We start from the raw sequence: 14,798 nt of genomic DNA, 5'->3' as shown, positions 1-14,798 counted from the left end.
GAATCCGCTGGCGCTGCCGGTAAAACGCGCTGACCTCGAAGACAACATCTGGCAGTCACGGCAAATTGGAGCCTCGACAGCCAGATACGAAGAAGCCTTGCGCATTCTCGATGAGGAATTCTCCGGGCGCTAGCAAATGCCTGCCAGAAGTCCAACGATACTATTCCCTGACATGTGGCGTGTGCCGTTTGTCCTCCACCGGGTCAATATCGATGCGCGCCTTTTTCGGATCGAAAGCGCCATGACGGGCAATGGCCCGCGCTGCCGTATCCGGCGTCTCGTATGCCCACATAAAGTCATCGGCCGCGCCGCCAACTGCATGGACACGCCAATAGCTAGCGGTTCCCTTCAGCGGTGAACTGCTTGTCGTGTTTGTCTTTTCGAAAAGCTCGAAATAGATGTCCTCGAACGGAATATAGAACACCGGCTCATGTCCCTCTTCCCTGAGTACCTTCGCGCGCTCCGTGGCCGCGACTATGGCGTCGGAGAATCGCACCGTTACCGTGCCGGCAAACGGTTCTATGGTTAATGGGCGGTGGTGTTCTGAAGTTGCGACTGAAGTTTGCATCCGAATTCTCCGTGGCTACCGATTGATCGCGACGGCGTTCCGGCTCGCCATCCATGGAGACGAAATGCGCGGCGATGCATCAGGTTCCAGCTTGTCCGATGAAGCCGAATGACTGCCGAGCCAGGCGCTTTATAGCCTGCCGTAACTGTCGAGAAAGCTCGCCAACAGTGGCGAAACCTCTTCTGGGGCCTCACGTGTTGGGAAGTGCCCAACCGCATCCAGGACCACTCGTTTGTAGGGCGCGGTGAAATGACCCTTCCGACGATGCGGTCAACACAACACGGTCATCGCCACCATGAAGCGTCAAGGTCGGCACTGCGTTGCCCGATTGACCGGATAAGTCAGCGTCCAGAAAGCAAATTGCGTGGCGCCGATGCTGAGAAAGGCGACCACGATAAAACCAAACGATCCGCCTGATCGGTAAAGCAAAACCGCCAGGGCAGCCGTCGAGAGCAACGCCCCCAGCACCACGATGCCAAACAGGCTCCAGCCATCATAGGCGCGTTGCGCGGCGAGATAACTCGTCCCGTCGAGTTTCATCTTGTTGAACATCGCGAAGAAGTGCGCGCCCGCCGGGATGAAAGCCAATGCAACGAAAATGAAGCTGATCACCCTCAGACCATAGATCGCCATATCCAGTCTCCTCTCCAGGAGAACAGCTAGGGCAATCGACACCGTTGAAAAGATCGTTCGAATTGTGCGGCCGAGCCCGATTACCCGCAACCCCTATGAGCATGAGCGCCGCAATCACCCAAGGCACACCGACCACCACATCATTTCCGCAGTCCGCCAGTAGGTCGTCGGCCAGCAAGGCGCTGACGAAGGGGCCGCGCGCGCCCCGAGTGAACCTCCGGCGCCGACGATCCGGGGGTGACGAGAAGTAGCGCCGCCCTTCAGCTTGATGTAGCCGGTTTGACTGCAAGTGTTTGTCTCGCCGTCACAGTACCGGTCCAGCAACCCGGCAAATGATTTGTCATTCGCGGGGCCGCCCGCGTAGCCACGGCCCTGCGATGGCCAATGTCCTCATTACTCAAAAGAAACTGGGCCTGTTCCGACTCTAGCGCTAGGAACGGGCCATTGAGCCACAGTCACTAGCTAGAATCGCAAGACGACTGCAGGACGCCGTCTGCGATAGCACCGACGCGACGCCGGCCATGTCGCCAGTAGCTATGGCAGACCCGTCTCCAGCCGCGCCGGCGATAGTGTCGGCGGCGATGCCAGTACCGATGGTAACCTGCTGCACTTCTGCCTGTGCATCGTCGTCAAAGGCCTCGGCCTGAGGCAATCCTTCTTGACTGCACTATTCGGCATTGCCGGGGCAGCGGCCCGTCTCGAGTTCATCGAGAATGCCGGCGCCTGGAACACCGGCCATCGCGTTGACAGGGCGGAGAGTGCTTGCAACGATCCATCGTAAACCTCCCAAGGTTGCGTGAGCTAAAAGGCGCCCCCGTCTAAGCAGGTACAGCGAGCTTTGAAAAAAAGGATCGCCAGACGCCCAAGCAACTCGCGAATCCTATCAAGGCTGGAAGGGACGTAGCTGCGGCGATTCACGACATGTCATCCAAGCGCCATGGCCATCACCAGAAAGGTAACGGCTGTCGCGAAAATTGGCGCGAGCAGCCAGCGTGCTTGGCCAACGCTTTTATCCATCTGTCCGAATTTGGGGAAATAACACCCCTGGCCCTAAGCCGTTCTCTAGTCCCCGCGTGGTACGACCATCGAGTTTTGGCGAGGGCAATTGGTCCGATCCGGCTTCGGACTGAAGTCCGGTGCAGGAACATTCGACCTGAGTTCGAGTTCGTTGAGCAGGCGAACAGGCGTGGTGCCGTCGCCAGGTTACCAGAGGAGAAATAGATGCGAATGCATTTCACAAGCGCCGCTGCGGCGCTCTTACTGTTGGCCGGCGTCGGCGCCGTGGCAGCACAGGATGTCGTCATCACACCGGAACAGGACACGGTCGTTCGCGAATACGTGAAGAAGCAGCCGCTCGCGTCGATTAAGCTTCCGGGTGTGGAGCTGAACGTTGGCACCGCTCTTCCTGACACGGTGGAACTTCATGAGGTTCCCGACGTCAAATACCGCTATGTCGTGGTCGACAATCGAACGGTTCTGGTCGACCCAGGCACCCGCAAAATTATCAAGGTCTACGACTGATCGAATAACTGTTGCCCGCCGCCAGTTGTGGCGGCGGGCTGCGAATTCACCACGCTAGGACGATGGAAATGAAGAATGACGTCGAGATTTCGCCAGCCCTCGAAACCCGCGTGGCTGATCTCAAAGCCAGAATGCGCGACGCCCGCATAACAGAGACAGATATGAAGGCCTTCAAAAAAGTTGCATCGATCATGGGCGACATCAGCGGCCGGATTGACTGCGATGACCTCATCGCAGCTTCGTTCCTGCTGGACGGCCAGCAACGAGATCCCTAACCCAATCCGACATCAACGAGATCACCATCTGCGATCGGTAGCCGTCGAACTTGACCTCGTGAATCCAGTCGCTCCCCTCTGGTGGTTTTTCCACAAGGTCGGCATCAATGGATCGACAAACTTCAAACGCATGAACTGACCCACGCCCGGCGGATTCAATTAGCACACGCTTAATTCAGGCGCCTCATGGACAACTGGAATCAAGCAATAGGGACACTCGAACTAAAGATACAGGTCACGCATTTCGTCTGACATGGGCATTTGGACCGGACTCGCCTGTGCTTGAGGAAATTCAGCCGATAGGGTTGGTTGCCCGTCCAGGCACAAAGCGTGGGCGAGTCAGACTTTTGCCGCTTTGCGGCGGCCTGCGCCACCTATGTCAGTGTGCAGCCTGCGATGCAGGCCCGCGACCAAAGGCAGGACGCAGGCCCGGCCAAGTCTTGCGGACCTTGGCCAGCAGCAGTGCTGCTGCGTAGTCAACCGATGGCCTTATATGCTGTTCTGCTAACAGCCCGCCACCGTCATGCGGCAGCGGGCAATCGGTCGGGAGTAGCTGGAACGGGCCAGCGCATGTCAACGAGCGGCGAAGGGGTTTTCAGATTCCCAACGCAAACGGGGATCTCGTCGAGCGGCAGTTGAAATCAGCGGCTTGTTGGACCATAGGCGCGCCCCCTTGAAGGCAAAAATCCTTACACCCATATCGACCTCGCGCGGAGCTGGTGTCGGCTCGCGTTAACACAAAGCTCAATGTTCGTTCGACTTGGAGGATCAGATGAACGATCGGATGTTTCAGAACGCCGTCTTCGTCAAAAGCGGTAACGACCTTGTTCAGGAAATTGCGTGTCTCGAGGACGCTCTGGAATTTCTCTATGAATGGCCGAAGGACAGGCGCGGCCCCATTCACCAGACTGCATTGCGCGCCTGCCAGCGGGCTTTCGACAGCGACTATCCGCTGTCCGCAGCCAGAGACGCGTTCAGCGGTTTTGCCAAAGCAGCCAGAATCCTTGAGGAAGTGTCCGTGACAATGCCGTGGATGACAGGCAAGGGTCGCCAAGGCGGAGGAGTGACGGCCTGATAGGAGGTCATGATGCTATCGGAACCTTTCGAAAAGGCAGTCCGGGTGTGGGTAGGATTAGGCTTTCCGCGCCAACTCAACACGGTCGCAGACGCTTATCAATTCGCAGCGGAATGGTGTGGCAACAGCCCGGAGCAGAAAGCTGCTATTCGCGCTTGCAAAGCCGCGCTGATTGGCGATGTCGACCCGGAGACTGCACGAGGCGTCTTCATAGCGTTCGCTCGCAAGAAGGACATTCTCATGGAGGACGGCATTGAGCCCGCGCCTTCCAGGAGGTTGAGGACGCACCACGTCTAAAAATCGAGGCGGCTGCCATGACCGCGGCCGCCTTCCCAGCTAGGGGCAGGAATCAGTGATCCAGAAGATGAAAGCTGCAACGAAGACGATCGCCGACAGGAAGGTGGAGTACATCGGTCGTATCTGGTGTGGATGCGTCGCCAGTCTTTGAGGCGTGCGAATATGTTCTCAATCCTGCAGCCTTCGAGTGAACCCCGCACTCCGGCCGGCGGTCTTTTTTGCGATCTGATCATGCCGGGCGACTTTCCTTACGGTCAAAGCGAACGGTTAGCCCATGCCGGATGGCGTATTTCGCAATCATATTATCAAGGGCCTCAGCCCCGATCGGCGGCGAAATAATCTGCCGGATCGCCTTGGAGGCAAACTCCGTAGACACGAAGTCATGGTTCTTTTTCCGTGCTTCGACGTACTGCTCCACGAGCATTTTCAGTCGCCGTTCCGCAATATCCCCTGCGAGCATTAAACAGGCTCCTTTTTTCGAAGGTACGCAGTCAGTTAGCGATTTCCGAGCGTGTTGCCTTCCTGCTCCAATGTCTCGCGGCTGTTGCCATGCTTCTTGATAAGTTCCCGCAATTGATCGGTTGAAAGACCCAACTTCCTGGCGAGATAGCCAACTTCACACTCCGCATCGCCATACTCCGCATCGCCGCTAACGCGAGCGCGGTCCTGATAGCCAAGCTTCTTTGTCGGTCATGTCAATGCTCCTCCGTTGACAGGTGAGTGACGACCCCAACGTCGCTCGCCGCACTTTGTTTCAAACCGGCATCGGGTTCCGGGAACTATTTCAGCGCAAGCTAATTGAATCGTGGATTTACGAGTCAGTTCATGCGTTTGAAGTTCGTGGAGCCTTTGTTGCCGACCCTTGTCGAGGATCCTCCCGAAGGCGACGAATAGATTCACGAGGTCAAGTTCGACGATCGCTCCCAGATCATTATCGATCAAACCTCCGCATTTTCACGCGCAATGGTCATGGATGGCGAAATATCGCGAATTGGCCGGCGCGGCGAAACGGCTCGGTGTCGAGAACGCCATCATCGACGTAAAATTGTGCTTAATGAAGCGGCCTTTCGACTACCAGGCGTTGGGGAAGGCAATCACCCGCCGCCAGCACGACCTCTATTCGTCGTCTTCGATTTGCTCCACCTCTCCGGCCACGAAATCAAGAGCTACATGAGGAATACGACCTCCTCGGCGCAGAGCGAGCCGGGCAAGCCAGCCTTTGCTCTGATGGCCGATCGGAAGACCGGCAGTATGTCGGCTCCGCCTTTATCAATTCGCGCGGTGCAATCCGAGACCGCCTGTGGAAGCGCGTTCAGGAGCGCGCTAGGCCCGCGCCAAAGGCATCAGCCTGGAAGAGATCGGCGAAGAAGTCGGCAGCGTGTTCGACGTCTTCTTCGATGCGATGCAGGATCGCGAGGGTGATGACCGTGCCGAAATCGAAAAGGTTCTGGATCGCTACCCACATTCTGGCAACGCCGGTCATCGTTGCTCTGGTGCTGCCGTTGTCCTTTGCGGCTCTCTCAGCTCATTGACGTGAGAGCGGCCCGACTGCCGAACACCAAGGGAAGGGCAAAGCAGCCGGCCAAGGCATGGAAAGAGTTCCGCCCCTTCCCCAGCCCCACGGATAGCAGCGCGCCGGTAGAGTGCGAGCGCAAGGCGGCACCCGTGAGTCCAGACGGGACATTAGTGTTCATGCCGCTATGAAAGAAAAACCCGCCGACCAAAGTCGGCGGGCCATCTTCCCTCATACTACGCTTAGGGTTTCAAGATTGGCCCCCGCCAACAACCCGGCGCCCCAGCCAACAACCCGGCGCCCCAGCGCTGTCGAAGGTTATATTAGCTTGCCAAAAACTTCGCTGTAGCGAGCTGGCAACAGTGGCCAGAATTCGCTGATTGCGCCGTTTTGCGACCGCTTAATCGCTTCCTCCCGGGGACATGATGCGCGACAGCGAGGTTATCCAGCAACTGGAAAACGCCCCATTCTGAACGCCGGCATTGATATTGCACTGGAAGCTTTTGCCGGCTGATCCCCGGTCCTGATCGCGTACTATGATCAGGTGTAGGCTCGCCGGGCTTGAGGTCGTGGGGGTTCTTTGCTCGGCGAGTTTTAAGCTTTTTCGTTCTTCCCTGGAACATCGGTTCGAACGCGTCGTTGCTTTTCCAGGTTTCACTGGATGACGGATGCGTCCCATGTTCCTCCTTAGATCGATGCACGAACTTGCAGCGGCGCGCGGGGATGGCTTGCACCCATCTTTATTGAAGATGGCGGCCCAGTCCTGAGGCTTGGGCTGATATTGAAAGCGCGCTACAATCCGCGTCGGCGGACCGGCAAATCGGCTTCCCAGACAACAATGCTCCTCTCAGGCGTTTAATGCGTTTCGAGGAGGGCTTTGATTGAGCGGCCGCGGTACCAACTTCCTCCACAAGTGGATTTCGGCCAACGTCCCCGAGACCATCGGCGCGGATATCATTTCGGTAAGCGAATTGGCCGACAGGCTTTTTGCTGAAGCGAAAGCGATCGGCATAAGCAGTGTCGAGATCGAGGAAGAAACCGGAAGCGTCTATGAAACTATCCTCGACGCGATTGAGCATCACAACGCCGCCTTGGCTGATTAAAGCCATGCCATGCAATCCATGACCAGCGTCTGGGTCGCATACTGTTTCGTCGGCATCGTGGTAGCGCTGGTGGTGATATGGTCGATGAGATTGTAGTGGCCGATGCTTGCACGGCGAAGAAGATTTGCGCAATGCCTCGCTGCAGGACTTTCGCGAGGAGACGTAACGGTTTTGTACGTTTTCGTACCATCTTTTTTTATTGAATTCCCGATTTCGGCGGCCTTATAAAAATGGACGTTTCCCATTGCTCTTGGAGGAGAATTGCAATGGACAGCGTACACCTGAATGACAACGTCCGACCTTGCGTTGAAGTGGTCGAAGCCTGCGGCGAATGGTTCGTCCGCGTGGTCGAGGAACACCAAGAACTTACCCGATCATTCGAGCTTGAATCGTTCGCACGAGCCTTTGCGGAAGGCCAGCGGATTCGCCTGAGGCTAGATAAGATCACCCGGCTATAGCGCTGGCGTGTTGCGCTACGATACACCCCAAAGAAGTCAGATTGGATCCTGAAGACTTCATTTGGGGGTCAAACATCAATTCATTGGAGTTGGTGGCGATGTTGAACAACGATAGAGACGACCATCTTTGGGCTCTTGACCTTGACGCTCTGCGCAAGGCTTTCCGTAAGTTCGCTCAGGAACACGACATCGCGGCTTCCGAGTGGGGCGAACAAGCCCAGCGGTTTCTAGAAAAACAAAGAGACCGGACGCGCGAAGCGACCGCTACCCCAGCGGCGATGCCTACCAAACGCGCTGCCGGTAGCGCCAAACCGCGCTGGCGAGCATTAGGTTGGCGATCGCGGCGATGTAGATCGGAACCATCAAGCGGACCTAGGGTGCGATAGCGCGGAACACGGCCATCGCACTGCTCGTCCGTCGGAATTTCGAAGGTTCGACACCGTCTCTAAAAATACTCAATCAATCCAAGACGGCCAAGATTGCCAAGGACCGCATCCTTATCCGCGACAGGACCGTGCGGGAGGAAATGCCACGCATGCAGTCCGTCAGTTGTTAGCTGTCAGCAATCTGCGGCACCTGTGGAGTGGCTGGCGTGTTTGCCAGCATTAGAAAAATTGGCGCGCGGGCAGAAAGTTCCCGCCGCCCACCTCGCGCATGGGAAGGCAGGGTGAGGCAACTCCGGCCGATGGAGTCCCGATTTCAATCGCCCGGATAATCACTCGCACGCCGGAACAAAGCCGACCGATGCTTGTTAGCTCGACAGCACATCCGTGCCCAAAGAAGGATACCCATTATGAAAACTCGTCTTATTCTGGCTTCACTGGCTACGGCCACAGCCCTGACCTTCGCCCTCCCGGCTTTCGCCGCCGACAGCGCGCAGGACTTCGTCGACAAGGCCGCCGTCGGCGGATTGTTCGAAGTGGATTCCAGCAAGATCTTCGAAGGCAAGGCCCAGGACCAGAGCGTCAAGGACTTCGCCCACAAGATGATCGAAGATCATGGCGCCGCCAACGCCAAGCTCGAGTCTATCGCCGGCGAGCAGAAGCTGACGGTGCCCAAGGAGCTGGATGCCAAGCACAAGGCCGATCTCGACTCCCTGCAGAATGCCAAGGACGACAAGCCGTATGTCCAGATGCAGCGCGATGCGCATTCCGAAGCGGTCACCCTGTTCGAAAGCTATGCTAAGGACGGCGATAATGCGCAGTTGAAGACCTTTGCCTCGGAGACCCTGCCGACGCTCAAGATGCATCAGGAAATGATCGAGAAGATCGTTTCCGCAACGGACAATGCTTCGTCGACCACCAGCTCGACCACCCCGGCCGTGACCACCACCGACACCGCCAATCCGGCGGCGCCGGTCCCCGGCGCCAATAGCTTCACCGAGGACCAGGCCAAGAGCCGCATTCAGGATGCCGGCTTCTCCGACGTATCCGCACTGACGAAAGACGACAAGGGCATCTGGCGCGGCCAGGCGACCAAGGGTGGCAAGACCACCCACGTGGCGCTCGACTACCAGGGCAACGTCGTTGCCGACGCCAATTGACCCACTGAAACCAGATCGAGGAGATCAGGACAATGAGAACCGTAAGTGGACTTTTCGACAATTACGATGACGCTTCCGACGCCGTTGGTGAACTGGAAGCGAGCGGCGTGCCGCATGCCGACATCAGCATCGTCGCCAACAATTCTAACGATTGGTACGAGGGCGGCGAAACCTCCAACGCCGCCGAGGATGCAGCCAGCGGCGCTGGTCTCGGGGCCGTCATTGGCGGCGCCGGCGGGCTGCTGACCGGGCTTGGCATCATGGCCATTCCGGGCGTCGGTCCGGTCGTGGCGGCAGGTTGGCTGGCCGCCACCGCGGTCGGCGCCGTGGGCGGCGCGGTCGTTGGTGGTGCTGCCGGCGGCATTGTTGGGGCGCTCACCGATTCCGGCGTCCCGGAGAGGGATGCGCATGTCTATGCCGAGGGCGTTCGCCGTGGCGGCACTTTGGTGACGGCCAGGGTCAGCGACGAACTCGCCGGTGAGGCCGAGCGTATTCTCGGCCAGGCCAACTCGGTCGATCTGGAAGACCGTCGACGCGCCTACGAAGCAGATGGCTGGACCGCCTTCGATCCCGATGCCGAGCCCTATGGTGATATCGAGAACGAGCGCGACAGAGTGCGCAATGCCAGCCCGATCAGATGATCGTTCCCCGCCGCCGAAAAAGGCGGCGGGCATTCGATACTTATTAGTTAATTGAATGGCCTTACATGATCAAGACAGCGCGGGTCGCGACCATCGCGGACGTCTCCCGCGCTGTACGCGATTGGCTCATCGCAAACGCCGTTCTGCTGTGCCTACGCGGTCGATAATAGAGTTGGGTTAGGAGTTGCGCGGGGCCTAACCCCGCATTGGCCGGCGCTGCCATTAACCCCACCCACGGCGCCGGCCATGCGCCGCTTGGCCGCGCTCGCGTTGCACTCCGATGATGACCATCTGTTTTTCCTCGAAGCATTTGATTTTTGCGCCAGGCGGTCGTTTTCCAACTTTGATAAGCACTGCCCTTGAGCTTCGAGACCATGCCCTCGAGCCCGCTTGGTCGACCAGGTGGCAAACAGCGTCACCAGTGCCGGAGCATGGCTCCGCTGAATTGGATGTTCCCGCCGGTCGAAATCATTTTCTGAAGGATCTCGCGGCGGTCTTCCAGAGGTATCCGGCGCAGATCATGGCCGGAGAAATAGAAGGTCGAACGATACCAGGTAGAATTTTGGCGATGGCCCGCGAAGGCCTATTATGGCTTGCAGTGCGTGGAAGTCGGAAAGGCCTCATTGATCATTATGGTTTCACCTTCGAGGATGACGTTTTTCGGCGTCGATCGCCGCGGCCTCTGCAGGCGATAGCCGAGACGTTGGTGCGTACCGTGACGCCGGATATGAAACTCTCAAGCAGCTGATGAAAGTTGTCCAGAGCGTCCACCCAAAAGCCTCGCCGGAGAATGGACTGCGCCGCTAGTTGGATTGATTATTTACCTTTACGTGACCGGTCATCCGAACTTTCGGCTTCCGCATTATGCGTTGTTCGGCCAGGCAACACACGCGGTTTGACGCTCATCACACCATCGTTTTCGCGACCCTGGCCGCGCCGGATATATTGCCCCTTGGCATCCTCTTCGACGTCCTTGCGCCGCGCGTCCTTCGCCTTCGCCATGATTGTCACCATCGTGTGCTTCCAGATCCAACAATTCTTTCCTTCAGGAAGGAATGTTCAAGCCAAAATGTTGCCTATAGCTTTACGCTCGTTTCTCGTGCCCACAACCGCAGTTTGCGGCACGCCTCGATATACTTTCCGATGGCCTTGCGATCGGTCAGAGGAACGAGACCTTCGTCGGCCGCGGGGTCGACGCCCGCCTTTGTCAGGAGAGGAACCGTCCCAGGCGTAAAACTGATGAATTTGCAGTGCGCATAAGCGTCTGCCACAAAATCGCGGGCCGCAGCCTCGCGTGCCAGAAGTTCCGCAGCTTCTTCTGTGAGCAGGAGGGCTACCGCGTCAAATAGGACCGACGGGCCGCCGTCAATCATGTGCTTGGCAAAGATCTTCGTACCATCGTCGGCTTGCACCCCGCCAACTTTCAGCGCAATCACCTCCATTGTCGCTCCCTCATCTTCGATGGCGGTTTGAAGGGCTTTAAATAGAGCGGCCTCGGTTCCATTACCGACGAGCACGCCGACCTTGCGGCCCTCGAAACGTTCAGGCCCGTTCTCGAGAATGCTCAAGGCAGGAGAGGTAGCCAAATCCTTTCGCGGTGGTACGGCTGCGTCTGCGGGCTTCGGTAAATCGACAATGCCGAGCTTGTCAGCAACCGTCTCGGCCAGCCCTTCGTCGACGTTGAGGAGATGAGCGATCATTCGCTCGCGAATGACAGGTGTTTCAACCTTGCTCAACTCAAACGTCAATGCCATGGCGATATGGCGCTGCTCGGTTTCCGTCTGGCTCTTGAAAAACTGGCTTGCCTGACTGTAATGGTCAGCGAAGCTCTCCGGGCGCAGCCTTACTTTCTGATCATTCTCTCCTTCAGCGAACGAGCGAAAGCCGCGTTGCAGAGACTCCCTTGGTCCTGCCCCAAATGAATTCGGCTGGTAGTTGGCGCGTCCCGCTGGATTGTGCATCGCCATGTGCCCGTCCTGCTGGAAATGGTGGAACGGGCACTTTGGCGCATTAATCGGCAGATGGGAAAAATTGGGGCTGCCAAGACGCTTCAACTGGGTGTCAAGATAGGAGAAATTCCTTCCCTGCAGCAGCGGATCGTTGCTGAAGTCGATGCCAGGGGGCACGTTTTGCGTCATGAACGCCACCTGTTCGGTCTCAGCGAAGAAGTTGTCGGGCATACGGTCGAGGACCAGCCGGCCCACCGGGATCGGGGGTAGCAGCTCTTCCGGAATTAGCTTGGTGGGATCGAGCACATCGAAATCGAAACCATCGGCGAATTCCTGGTCGAAAAGCTGTAGGCATAGCTCCCATTCCGGGAAAGCGCCCGACTGGATTGCGTTCCATAGATCCCGGCGATGAAAGTCGGGATCGGCGCCATTGATTTTGACGGCCTCGTTCCAGACTACCGACTGCATGCCTAGTTTCGGCTTCCAGATGAACTTGACGAATGTAGATTCGTCAGCGGCGTTAAGCATTCGGAAGGTGTGCACCCCGAACCCCTGCATGAAACGGAATGAACGCGGGATCGCGCGGTCCGACATTACCCACATGATCATGTGCATGGATTCTGGCGTCAGGCTGATGAAATCCCAGAACGTGTCGTGCGCAGATTGAGCTTGGGGAAAATCGCGATCGGGCTCAGGTTTCACGGAGTGGACGACGTCGGGAAATTTGATGGCATCCTGGATGAAGAAAACCGGGATATTGTTGCCCACAATGTCCCAGTTGCCTTCCTGGGTATAGAGCTTGACCGCGAACCCACGCACGTCGCGCGCCAGATCGAACGAGCCCTTGCTGCCTGCAACGGTCGAGAAACGAACAAAGGCTGGTGTCTTCTCACCTGCACGTTGGAAGATGTCGGCGCGGGTATACTTGGCCAGCGATTCATACGTCTCGAAAAAGCCATGAGCGCCGTAACCGCGTGCATGGACGACGCGCTCAGGAATGCGCTCGTGGTCGAAGTGGAAAATCTTTTCGCGGAAGTGGAAGTCTTCAATCAGGGTCGGCCCTCGCGGCCCGATCTTAAGGCTGTTCTGGTCATCAGCGACCGGGCCGCCCTGGGCGGTGGTCAGAATGTCGGTTTTGCCATCCGACACCTGATGCAGCTCTCCACCCTCCCCCCGTACAAGGGTCTGGTCGTGTATCCTAGCGACGCTGGGATCGGTTGCTACCTTGCGCGCCATGCGGCTCTCCTTTCGGGCTTGTTTTGGAATAAGATGATCAGCAACCTGCGGGGCAGCTACTTGTTCCCGCGCCCGATGAAAACCGGCTGTCTTCTTTGATAGAAGTTCACACCGGATTGAGCGCGGTAATGTCGCAACGACACAGAAATTGGCCGACCGCCCCGACGGGCGGCACGCTCCGAATAAGGAGGATTGTGGCCCGCTCCGCGTCAAGCAATGCGCTGGCTAAATGCAGGTTGCTAAAGGCGGCCCGCGCCACCCCGCGCGGGCCCGATCAGCTTGCGGCCGGTCGGCAGCGGGAACCCAAACGCTGCAATTACCCAACCTCGCGGTTTGGGCCAAGTTCCTCGCACAAATGAAAAACCTGGTCGCCGTCTTCCTACCCCCGCCGAGGCGCCGACCGGCTCTTGGCGGCCTTGCTGTGGTCCGCAGCAAGCGTTCCGCAAACTCTGCCCGATAACGCTCAAGTGCCTCTTGTCGCACCGGCTCGCGCTCAAGAGGGTACTCTTCCGGCATAGTCATGCCATCGATCTTCGGGAGCATCTCTTCAAGGACCGCTTTATGGAATGCACTAGTAGGATTTCCCCTCGGCAGCTTCCGCCGCCGCGCGGCTGTGCGCCGCCGCTATAGGGCTCCCGCGACGGCGCCGGAGGAATAGCGCGCGATAGAGGTCCCTATCGTTGATCCCGGTTCGCCTCGGCTCCCCTCCTGTCGATCTCAACGGCGCTCGGCCAGGTGGAGTTGCTTTCTGGCGTCCGGTTGGAACTCAGGCCCCCGTCTTTTCGTTCAAATCCTGTCCAAAAGGAGAAACGGCCCATAGGAGAAACAGCCATGCCACGTGGAGAAAAATCGAAATACACCGACAAGCAGGAACGCAAAGCCGATCATATTGCCGAAGGCTATGAGAAGCGCGGGGTTTCCGAAAAGGAAGCCGAACGCCGGGCATGGGCGACCGTCAACAAGGACGATGGCGGCGGCAAGAAGGAAGGCGGCTCCGGTCGCGTCAAACATACCGGCCATCCCGCGGCGCACAAGGGCGGCAAAAGCGGCGGAAAGGCTTCGGCCTCGCGCTCTGCACCCAGCCGGTCTGAATCGGCCAAGAAAGCTGCGGCAACCCGTAAGCGAAACGCCGAACACCATGCCCACTGACGGGCCAAACTGATGTTCGGAGGGCAGGCATGAAATCCCGGCTCGTCAACGAGCTCGGCGGTCAACGCACATTTGTCATCGTGCTCGACCCCGGCGAAGAGGCGTTTGCCACACTGATCGGTTTCGCAACCGAGCAAGGCGTCGACGGTGCTTCCTTGACTGCCATCGGCGCATTCGAAAGAGCCACCGTTGGCTGGTTCGACCTCGATGCGAAAACCTACCGCAAAATCCCGGTTCACGAACAGTGCGAGGTGCTGAGCGCGATCGGCGATGTTGCGCTGGGGGATGATGGCAAACCAAGCCTTCACGTCCACGCGGTGCTCGGCCTGAGCGACGGCACCACCCGAGGCGGGCATTTGCTCGAAGCGATCGTTCGCCCGACGCTCGAAATCACATTGGTGGAAGCTCCCGGTCACTTGCGCCGCCGCAAACGCCCCGAAATCGGCGCCGCCTTGATCGACCTGGGCGTCTGATCGTCCAGATCAGATCGGTCGGATTTTCAAGTCCAGTTCAAGAGAACCACCTCCATCTCGACCGTCTCGACCTGCTGGGCAAATCGCTGGTGATATACGGTCAGCAGCGCGTCATGCGTCGCGTCGGAAGAACTGCACAGCGCGTCCGTGACGAGGACCACGCGATAACCGAAATCGATTGCTCCGAGCACCGTGGCCAGAACGCATACGTCGGTTTCGCCGCCAGTGATGACCAGCGTATCGATGTCGCGCTCCGCCAGAAAAGCCCTGAGCCGGCCCTCAAACCAGGGCGAGTAGATGTGTTTGTTGATGACTGCCGCCGGCGGGCAGTAAGCGGCCAATGCCGGCAACGCAACAGGTCGAC

At 58.1% G+C, this 14,798-nt stretch carries 18 protein-coding genes and 1 pseudogene; 11 read left to right on the top strand and 8 right to left on the bottom strand.

Annotated features, from left to right (window positions below; genetic code table 11):
• Positions 1 to 160: 160 nt before the first annotated feature.
• Together AC1D1N_RS32165 and AC1D1N_RS32160 are read right to left on the bottom strand one after the other, a co-directional pair.
• Complete coding sequence (locus AC1D1N_RS32165; RefSeq protein WP_436258515.1) at positions 161 to 568, bottom strand: DUF427 domain-containing protein; 408 nt, start codon at positions 566 to 568, stop codon at positions 161 to 163.
• Positions 569 to 871: 303 nt separating this feature from the next.
• Positions 872 to 1,201, bottom strand: a complete 330-nt coding sequence (locus AC1D1N_RS32160) for a hypothetical protein (protein WP_436258514.1) — start codon at positions 1,199 to 1,201, stop codon at positions 872 to 874.
• A gap of 658 nt (positions 1,202 to 1,859) precedes the next feature.
• Between AC1D1N_RS32160 and AC1D1N_RS32155 the strand changes: the two genes are divergently transcribed.
• The 5 genes from AC1D1N_RS32155 (at position 1,860) to AC1D1N_RS32135 (ending at position 4,369) form a co-directional block, all read left to right on the top strand.
• Positions 1,860 to 1,982 carry a hypothetical protein gene (locus AC1D1N_RS32155; RefSeq protein ID WP_352590697.1) on the top strand — a complete coding sequence of 41 codons (123 nt, stop codon included), beginning with the start codon at positions 1,860 to 1,862 and terminating at the stop codon, positions 1,980 to 1,982.
• A gap of 440 nt (positions 1,983 to 2,422) precedes the next feature.
• Positions 2,423 to 2,722 carry a DUF1236 domain-containing protein gene (locus AC1D1N_RS32150; protein WP_352590694.1) on the top strand — a complete coding sequence of 100 codons (300 nt, stop codon included), beginning with the start codon at positions 2,423 to 2,425 and terminating at the stop codon, positions 2,720 to 2,722.
• 68 nt (positions 2,723 to 2,790) lie between these two features.
• On the top strand, positions 2,791 to 2,997 hold the full coding sequence (locus tag AC1D1N_RS32145; RefSeq protein ID WP_352590691.1) for a hypothetical protein: 207 nt from the start codon (positions 2,791 to 2,793) through the stop codon (positions 2,995 to 2,997).
• 772 nt (positions 2,998 to 3,769) lie between these two features.
• A complete protein-coding gene (locus AC1D1N_RS32140) occupies positions 3,770 to 4,072 on the top strand; it encodes a DUF982 domain-containing protein (RefSeq protein WP_436258513.1) in 303 nt (100 codons plus the stop codon).
• Positions 4,073 to 4,081: 9 nt separating this feature from the next.
• Positions 4,082 to 4,369 carry a DUF982 domain-containing protein gene (locus AC1D1N_RS32135; RefSeq protein WP_436258512.1) on the top strand — a complete coding sequence of 96 codons (288 nt, stop codon included), beginning with the start codon at positions 4,082 to 4,084 and terminating at the stop codon, positions 4,367 to 4,369.
• A 229-nt stretch (positions 4,370 to 4,598) separates the two neighbouring features.
• Here the strand turns inward: AC1D1N_RS32135 and AC1D1N_RS32130 are convergent, their stop codons facing one another.
• From AC1D1N_RS32130 to AC1D1N_RS32120, 3 genes and pseudogenes are all read right to left on the bottom strand, one after another.
• A complete protein-coding gene (locus AC1D1N_RS32130; protein ID WP_352590683.1) occupies positions 4,599 to 4,829 on the bottom strand; it encodes a hypothetical protein in 231 nt (76 codons plus the stop codon).
• Positions 4,830 to 4,864: 35 nt separating this feature from the next.
• A pseudogene (locus AC1D1N_RS32125) lies at positions 4,865 to 5,044 on the bottom strand (DUF3606 domain-containing protein); the annotation flags it as partial.
• Positions 5,045 to 5,681: 637 nt separating this feature from the next.
• Positions 5,682 to 5,852 carry a hypothetical protein gene (locus tag AC1D1N_RS32120; protein WP_436258511.1) on the bottom strand — a complete coding sequence of 57 codons (171 nt, stop codon included), beginning with the start codon at positions 5,850 to 5,852 and terminating at the stop codon, positions 5,682 to 5,684.
• Positions 5,853 to 6,763: 911 nt separating this feature from the next.
• On the opposite strand from AC1D1N_RS32120, the gene AC1D1N_RS32115 reads away from it, so the two are divergent.
• The 4 genes from AC1D1N_RS32115 (at position 6,764) to AC1D1N_RS32100 (ending at position 9,627) form a co-directional block, all read left to right on the top strand.
• Positions 6,764 to 6,985, top strand: a complete 222-nt coding sequence (locus AC1D1N_RS32115) for a DUF768 domain-containing protein (protein WP_436258510.1) — start codon at positions 6,764 to 6,766, stop codon at positions 6,983 to 6,985.
• Positions 6,986 to 7,251: 266 nt separating this feature from the next.
• Positions 7,252 to 7,443 (top strand): hypothetical protein, encoded by a 192-nt coding sequence (locus tag AC1D1N_RS32110; protein WP_436258509.1) that lies wholly within the window; start codon positions 7,252 to 7,254, stop codon positions 7,441 to 7,443.
• 793 nt (positions 7,444 to 8,236) lie between these two features.
• Entirely contained in the window at positions 8,237 to 8,986 is a 750-nt protein-coding gene (locus AC1D1N_RS32105; RefSeq protein WP_436258508.1) for a DUF4142 domain-containing protein, read from the top strand.
• 32 nt (positions 8,987 to 9,018) lie between these two features.
• On the top strand, positions 9,019 to 9,627 hold the full coding sequence (locus AC1D1N_RS32100) for a hypothetical protein (RefSeq protein WP_352590662.1): 609 nt from the start codon (positions 9,019 to 9,021) through the stop codon (positions 9,625 to 9,627).
• Positions 9,628 to 10,443: 816 nt separating this feature from the next.
• Here AC1D1N_RS32100 and AC1D1N_RS32095 read toward each other — a convergent pair.
• Entirely contained in the window at positions 10,444 to 10,629 is a 186-nt protein-coding gene (locus AC1D1N_RS32095) for a hypothetical protein (RefSeq protein WP_352590657.1), read from the bottom strand.
• A gap of 74 nt (positions 10,630 to 10,703) precedes the next feature.
• Positions 10,704 to 12,812 (bottom strand): catalase, encoded by a 2,109-nt coding sequence (katE, locus tag AC1D1N_RS32090; RefSeq protein WP_477353312.1) that lies wholly within the window; start codon positions 12,810 to 12,812, stop codon positions 10,704 to 10,706.
• 831 nt (positions 12,813 to 13,643) lie between these two features.
• On the opposite strand from katE, the gene AC1D1N_RS32085 reads away from it, so the two are divergent.
• Positions 13,644 to 13,961 carry a plasmid stabilization protein gene (locus tag AC1D1N_RS32085; RefSeq protein ID WP_436258506.1) on the top strand — a complete coding sequence of 106 codons (318 nt, stop codon included), beginning with the start codon at positions 13,644 to 13,646 and terminating at the stop codon, positions 13,959 to 13,961.
• Positions 13,962 to 13,990: 29 nt separating this feature from the next.
• On the top strand, positions 13,991 to 14,434 hold the full coding sequence (locus AC1D1N_RS32080) for a PPC domain-containing DNA-binding protein (protein ID WP_436258505.1): 444 nt from the start codon (positions 13,991 to 13,993) through the stop codon (positions 14,432 to 14,434).
• Positions 14,435 to 14,460: 26 nt separating this feature from the next.
• Here the strand turns inward: AC1D1N_RS32080 and AC1D1N_RS32075 are convergent.
• Positions 14,461 to 14,798, bottom strand: a 338-nt coding sequence (locus tag AC1D1N_RS32075) for a cysteine hydrolase family protein (RefSeq protein ID WP_477353310.1), incomplete at its 5' end; no start/stop codon positions are given.

The sequence above is a fragment of the Mesorhizobium sp. P2_B5 genome, assembly GCF_056404775.1.
The sequence above is the reverse complement of the archived record's forward strand: the minus strand, read 5'-3'. Positions and strand labels throughout refer to the sequence as shown.

Excerpts from the sequence above, each read along its gene's own strand:
- AC1D1N_RS32165 (WP_436258515.1), bottom strand. The coding sequence starts at position 568 with ATGCAAACTTCAGTCGCAACTTCAGAACACCACCGCCCATTAACCATA.
- AC1D1N_RS32160 (WP_436258514.1), bottom strand. The coding sequence starts at position 1,201 with ATGGCGATCTATGGTCTGAGGGTGATCAGCTTCATTTTCGTTGCATTG.
- AC1D1N_RS32150 (WP_352590694.1), top strand. The coding sequence starts at position 2,423 with ATGCGAATGCATTTCACAAGCGCCGCTGCGGCGCTCTTACTGTTGGCC.
- AC1D1N_RS32145 (WP_352590691.1), top strand. The coding sequence starts at position 2,791 with ATGAAGAATGACGTCGAGATTTCGCCAGCCCTCGAAACCCGCGTGGCT.
- AC1D1N_RS32140 (WP_436258513.1), top strand. The coding sequence starts at position 3,770 with ATGAACGATCGGATGTTTCAGAACGCCGTCTTCGTCAAAAGCGGTAAC.
- AC1D1N_RS32135 (WP_436258512.1), top strand. The coding sequence starts at position 4,082 with ATGATGCTATCGGAACCTTTCGAAAAGGCAGTCCGGGTGTGGGTAGGA.
- AC1D1N_RS32130 (WP_352590683.1), bottom strand. The coding sequence starts at position 4,829 with ATGCTCGCAGGGGATATTGCGGAACGGCGACTGAAAATGCTCGTGGAG.
- AC1D1N_RS32120 (WP_436258511.1), bottom strand. The coding sequence starts at position 5,852 with ATGACCGGCGTTGCCAGAATGTGGGTAGCGATCCAGAACCTTTTCGAT.
- AC1D1N_RS32110 (WP_436258509.1), top strand. The coding sequence starts at position 7,252 with ATGGACAGCGTACACCTGAATGACAACGTCCGACCTTGCGTTGAAGTG.
- AC1D1N_RS32105 (WP_436258508.1), top strand. The coding sequence starts at position 8,237 with ATGAAAACTCGTCTTATTCTGGCTTCACTGGCTACGGCCACAGCCCTG.
- AC1D1N_RS32100 (WP_352590662.1), top strand. The coding sequence starts at position 9,019 with ATGAGAACCGTAAGTGGACTTTTCGACAATTACGATGACGCTTCCGAC.
- AC1D1N_RS32095 (WP_352590657.1), bottom strand. The coding sequence starts at position 10,629 with ATGGCGAAGGCGAAGGACGCGCGGCGCAAGGACGTCGAAGAGGATGCC.
- katE (WP_477353312.1), bottom strand. The coding sequence starts at position 12,812 with ATGGCGCGCAAGGTAGCAACCGATCCCAGCGTCGCTAGGATACACGAC.
- AC1D1N_RS32085 (WP_436258506.1), top strand. The coding sequence starts at position 13,644 with ATGCCACGTGGAGAAAAATCGAAATACACCGACAAGCAGGAACGCAAA.
- AC1D1N_RS32080 (WP_436258505.1), top strand. The coding sequence starts at position 13,991 with ATGAAATCCCGGCTCGTCAACGAGCTCGGCGGTCAACGCACATTTGTC.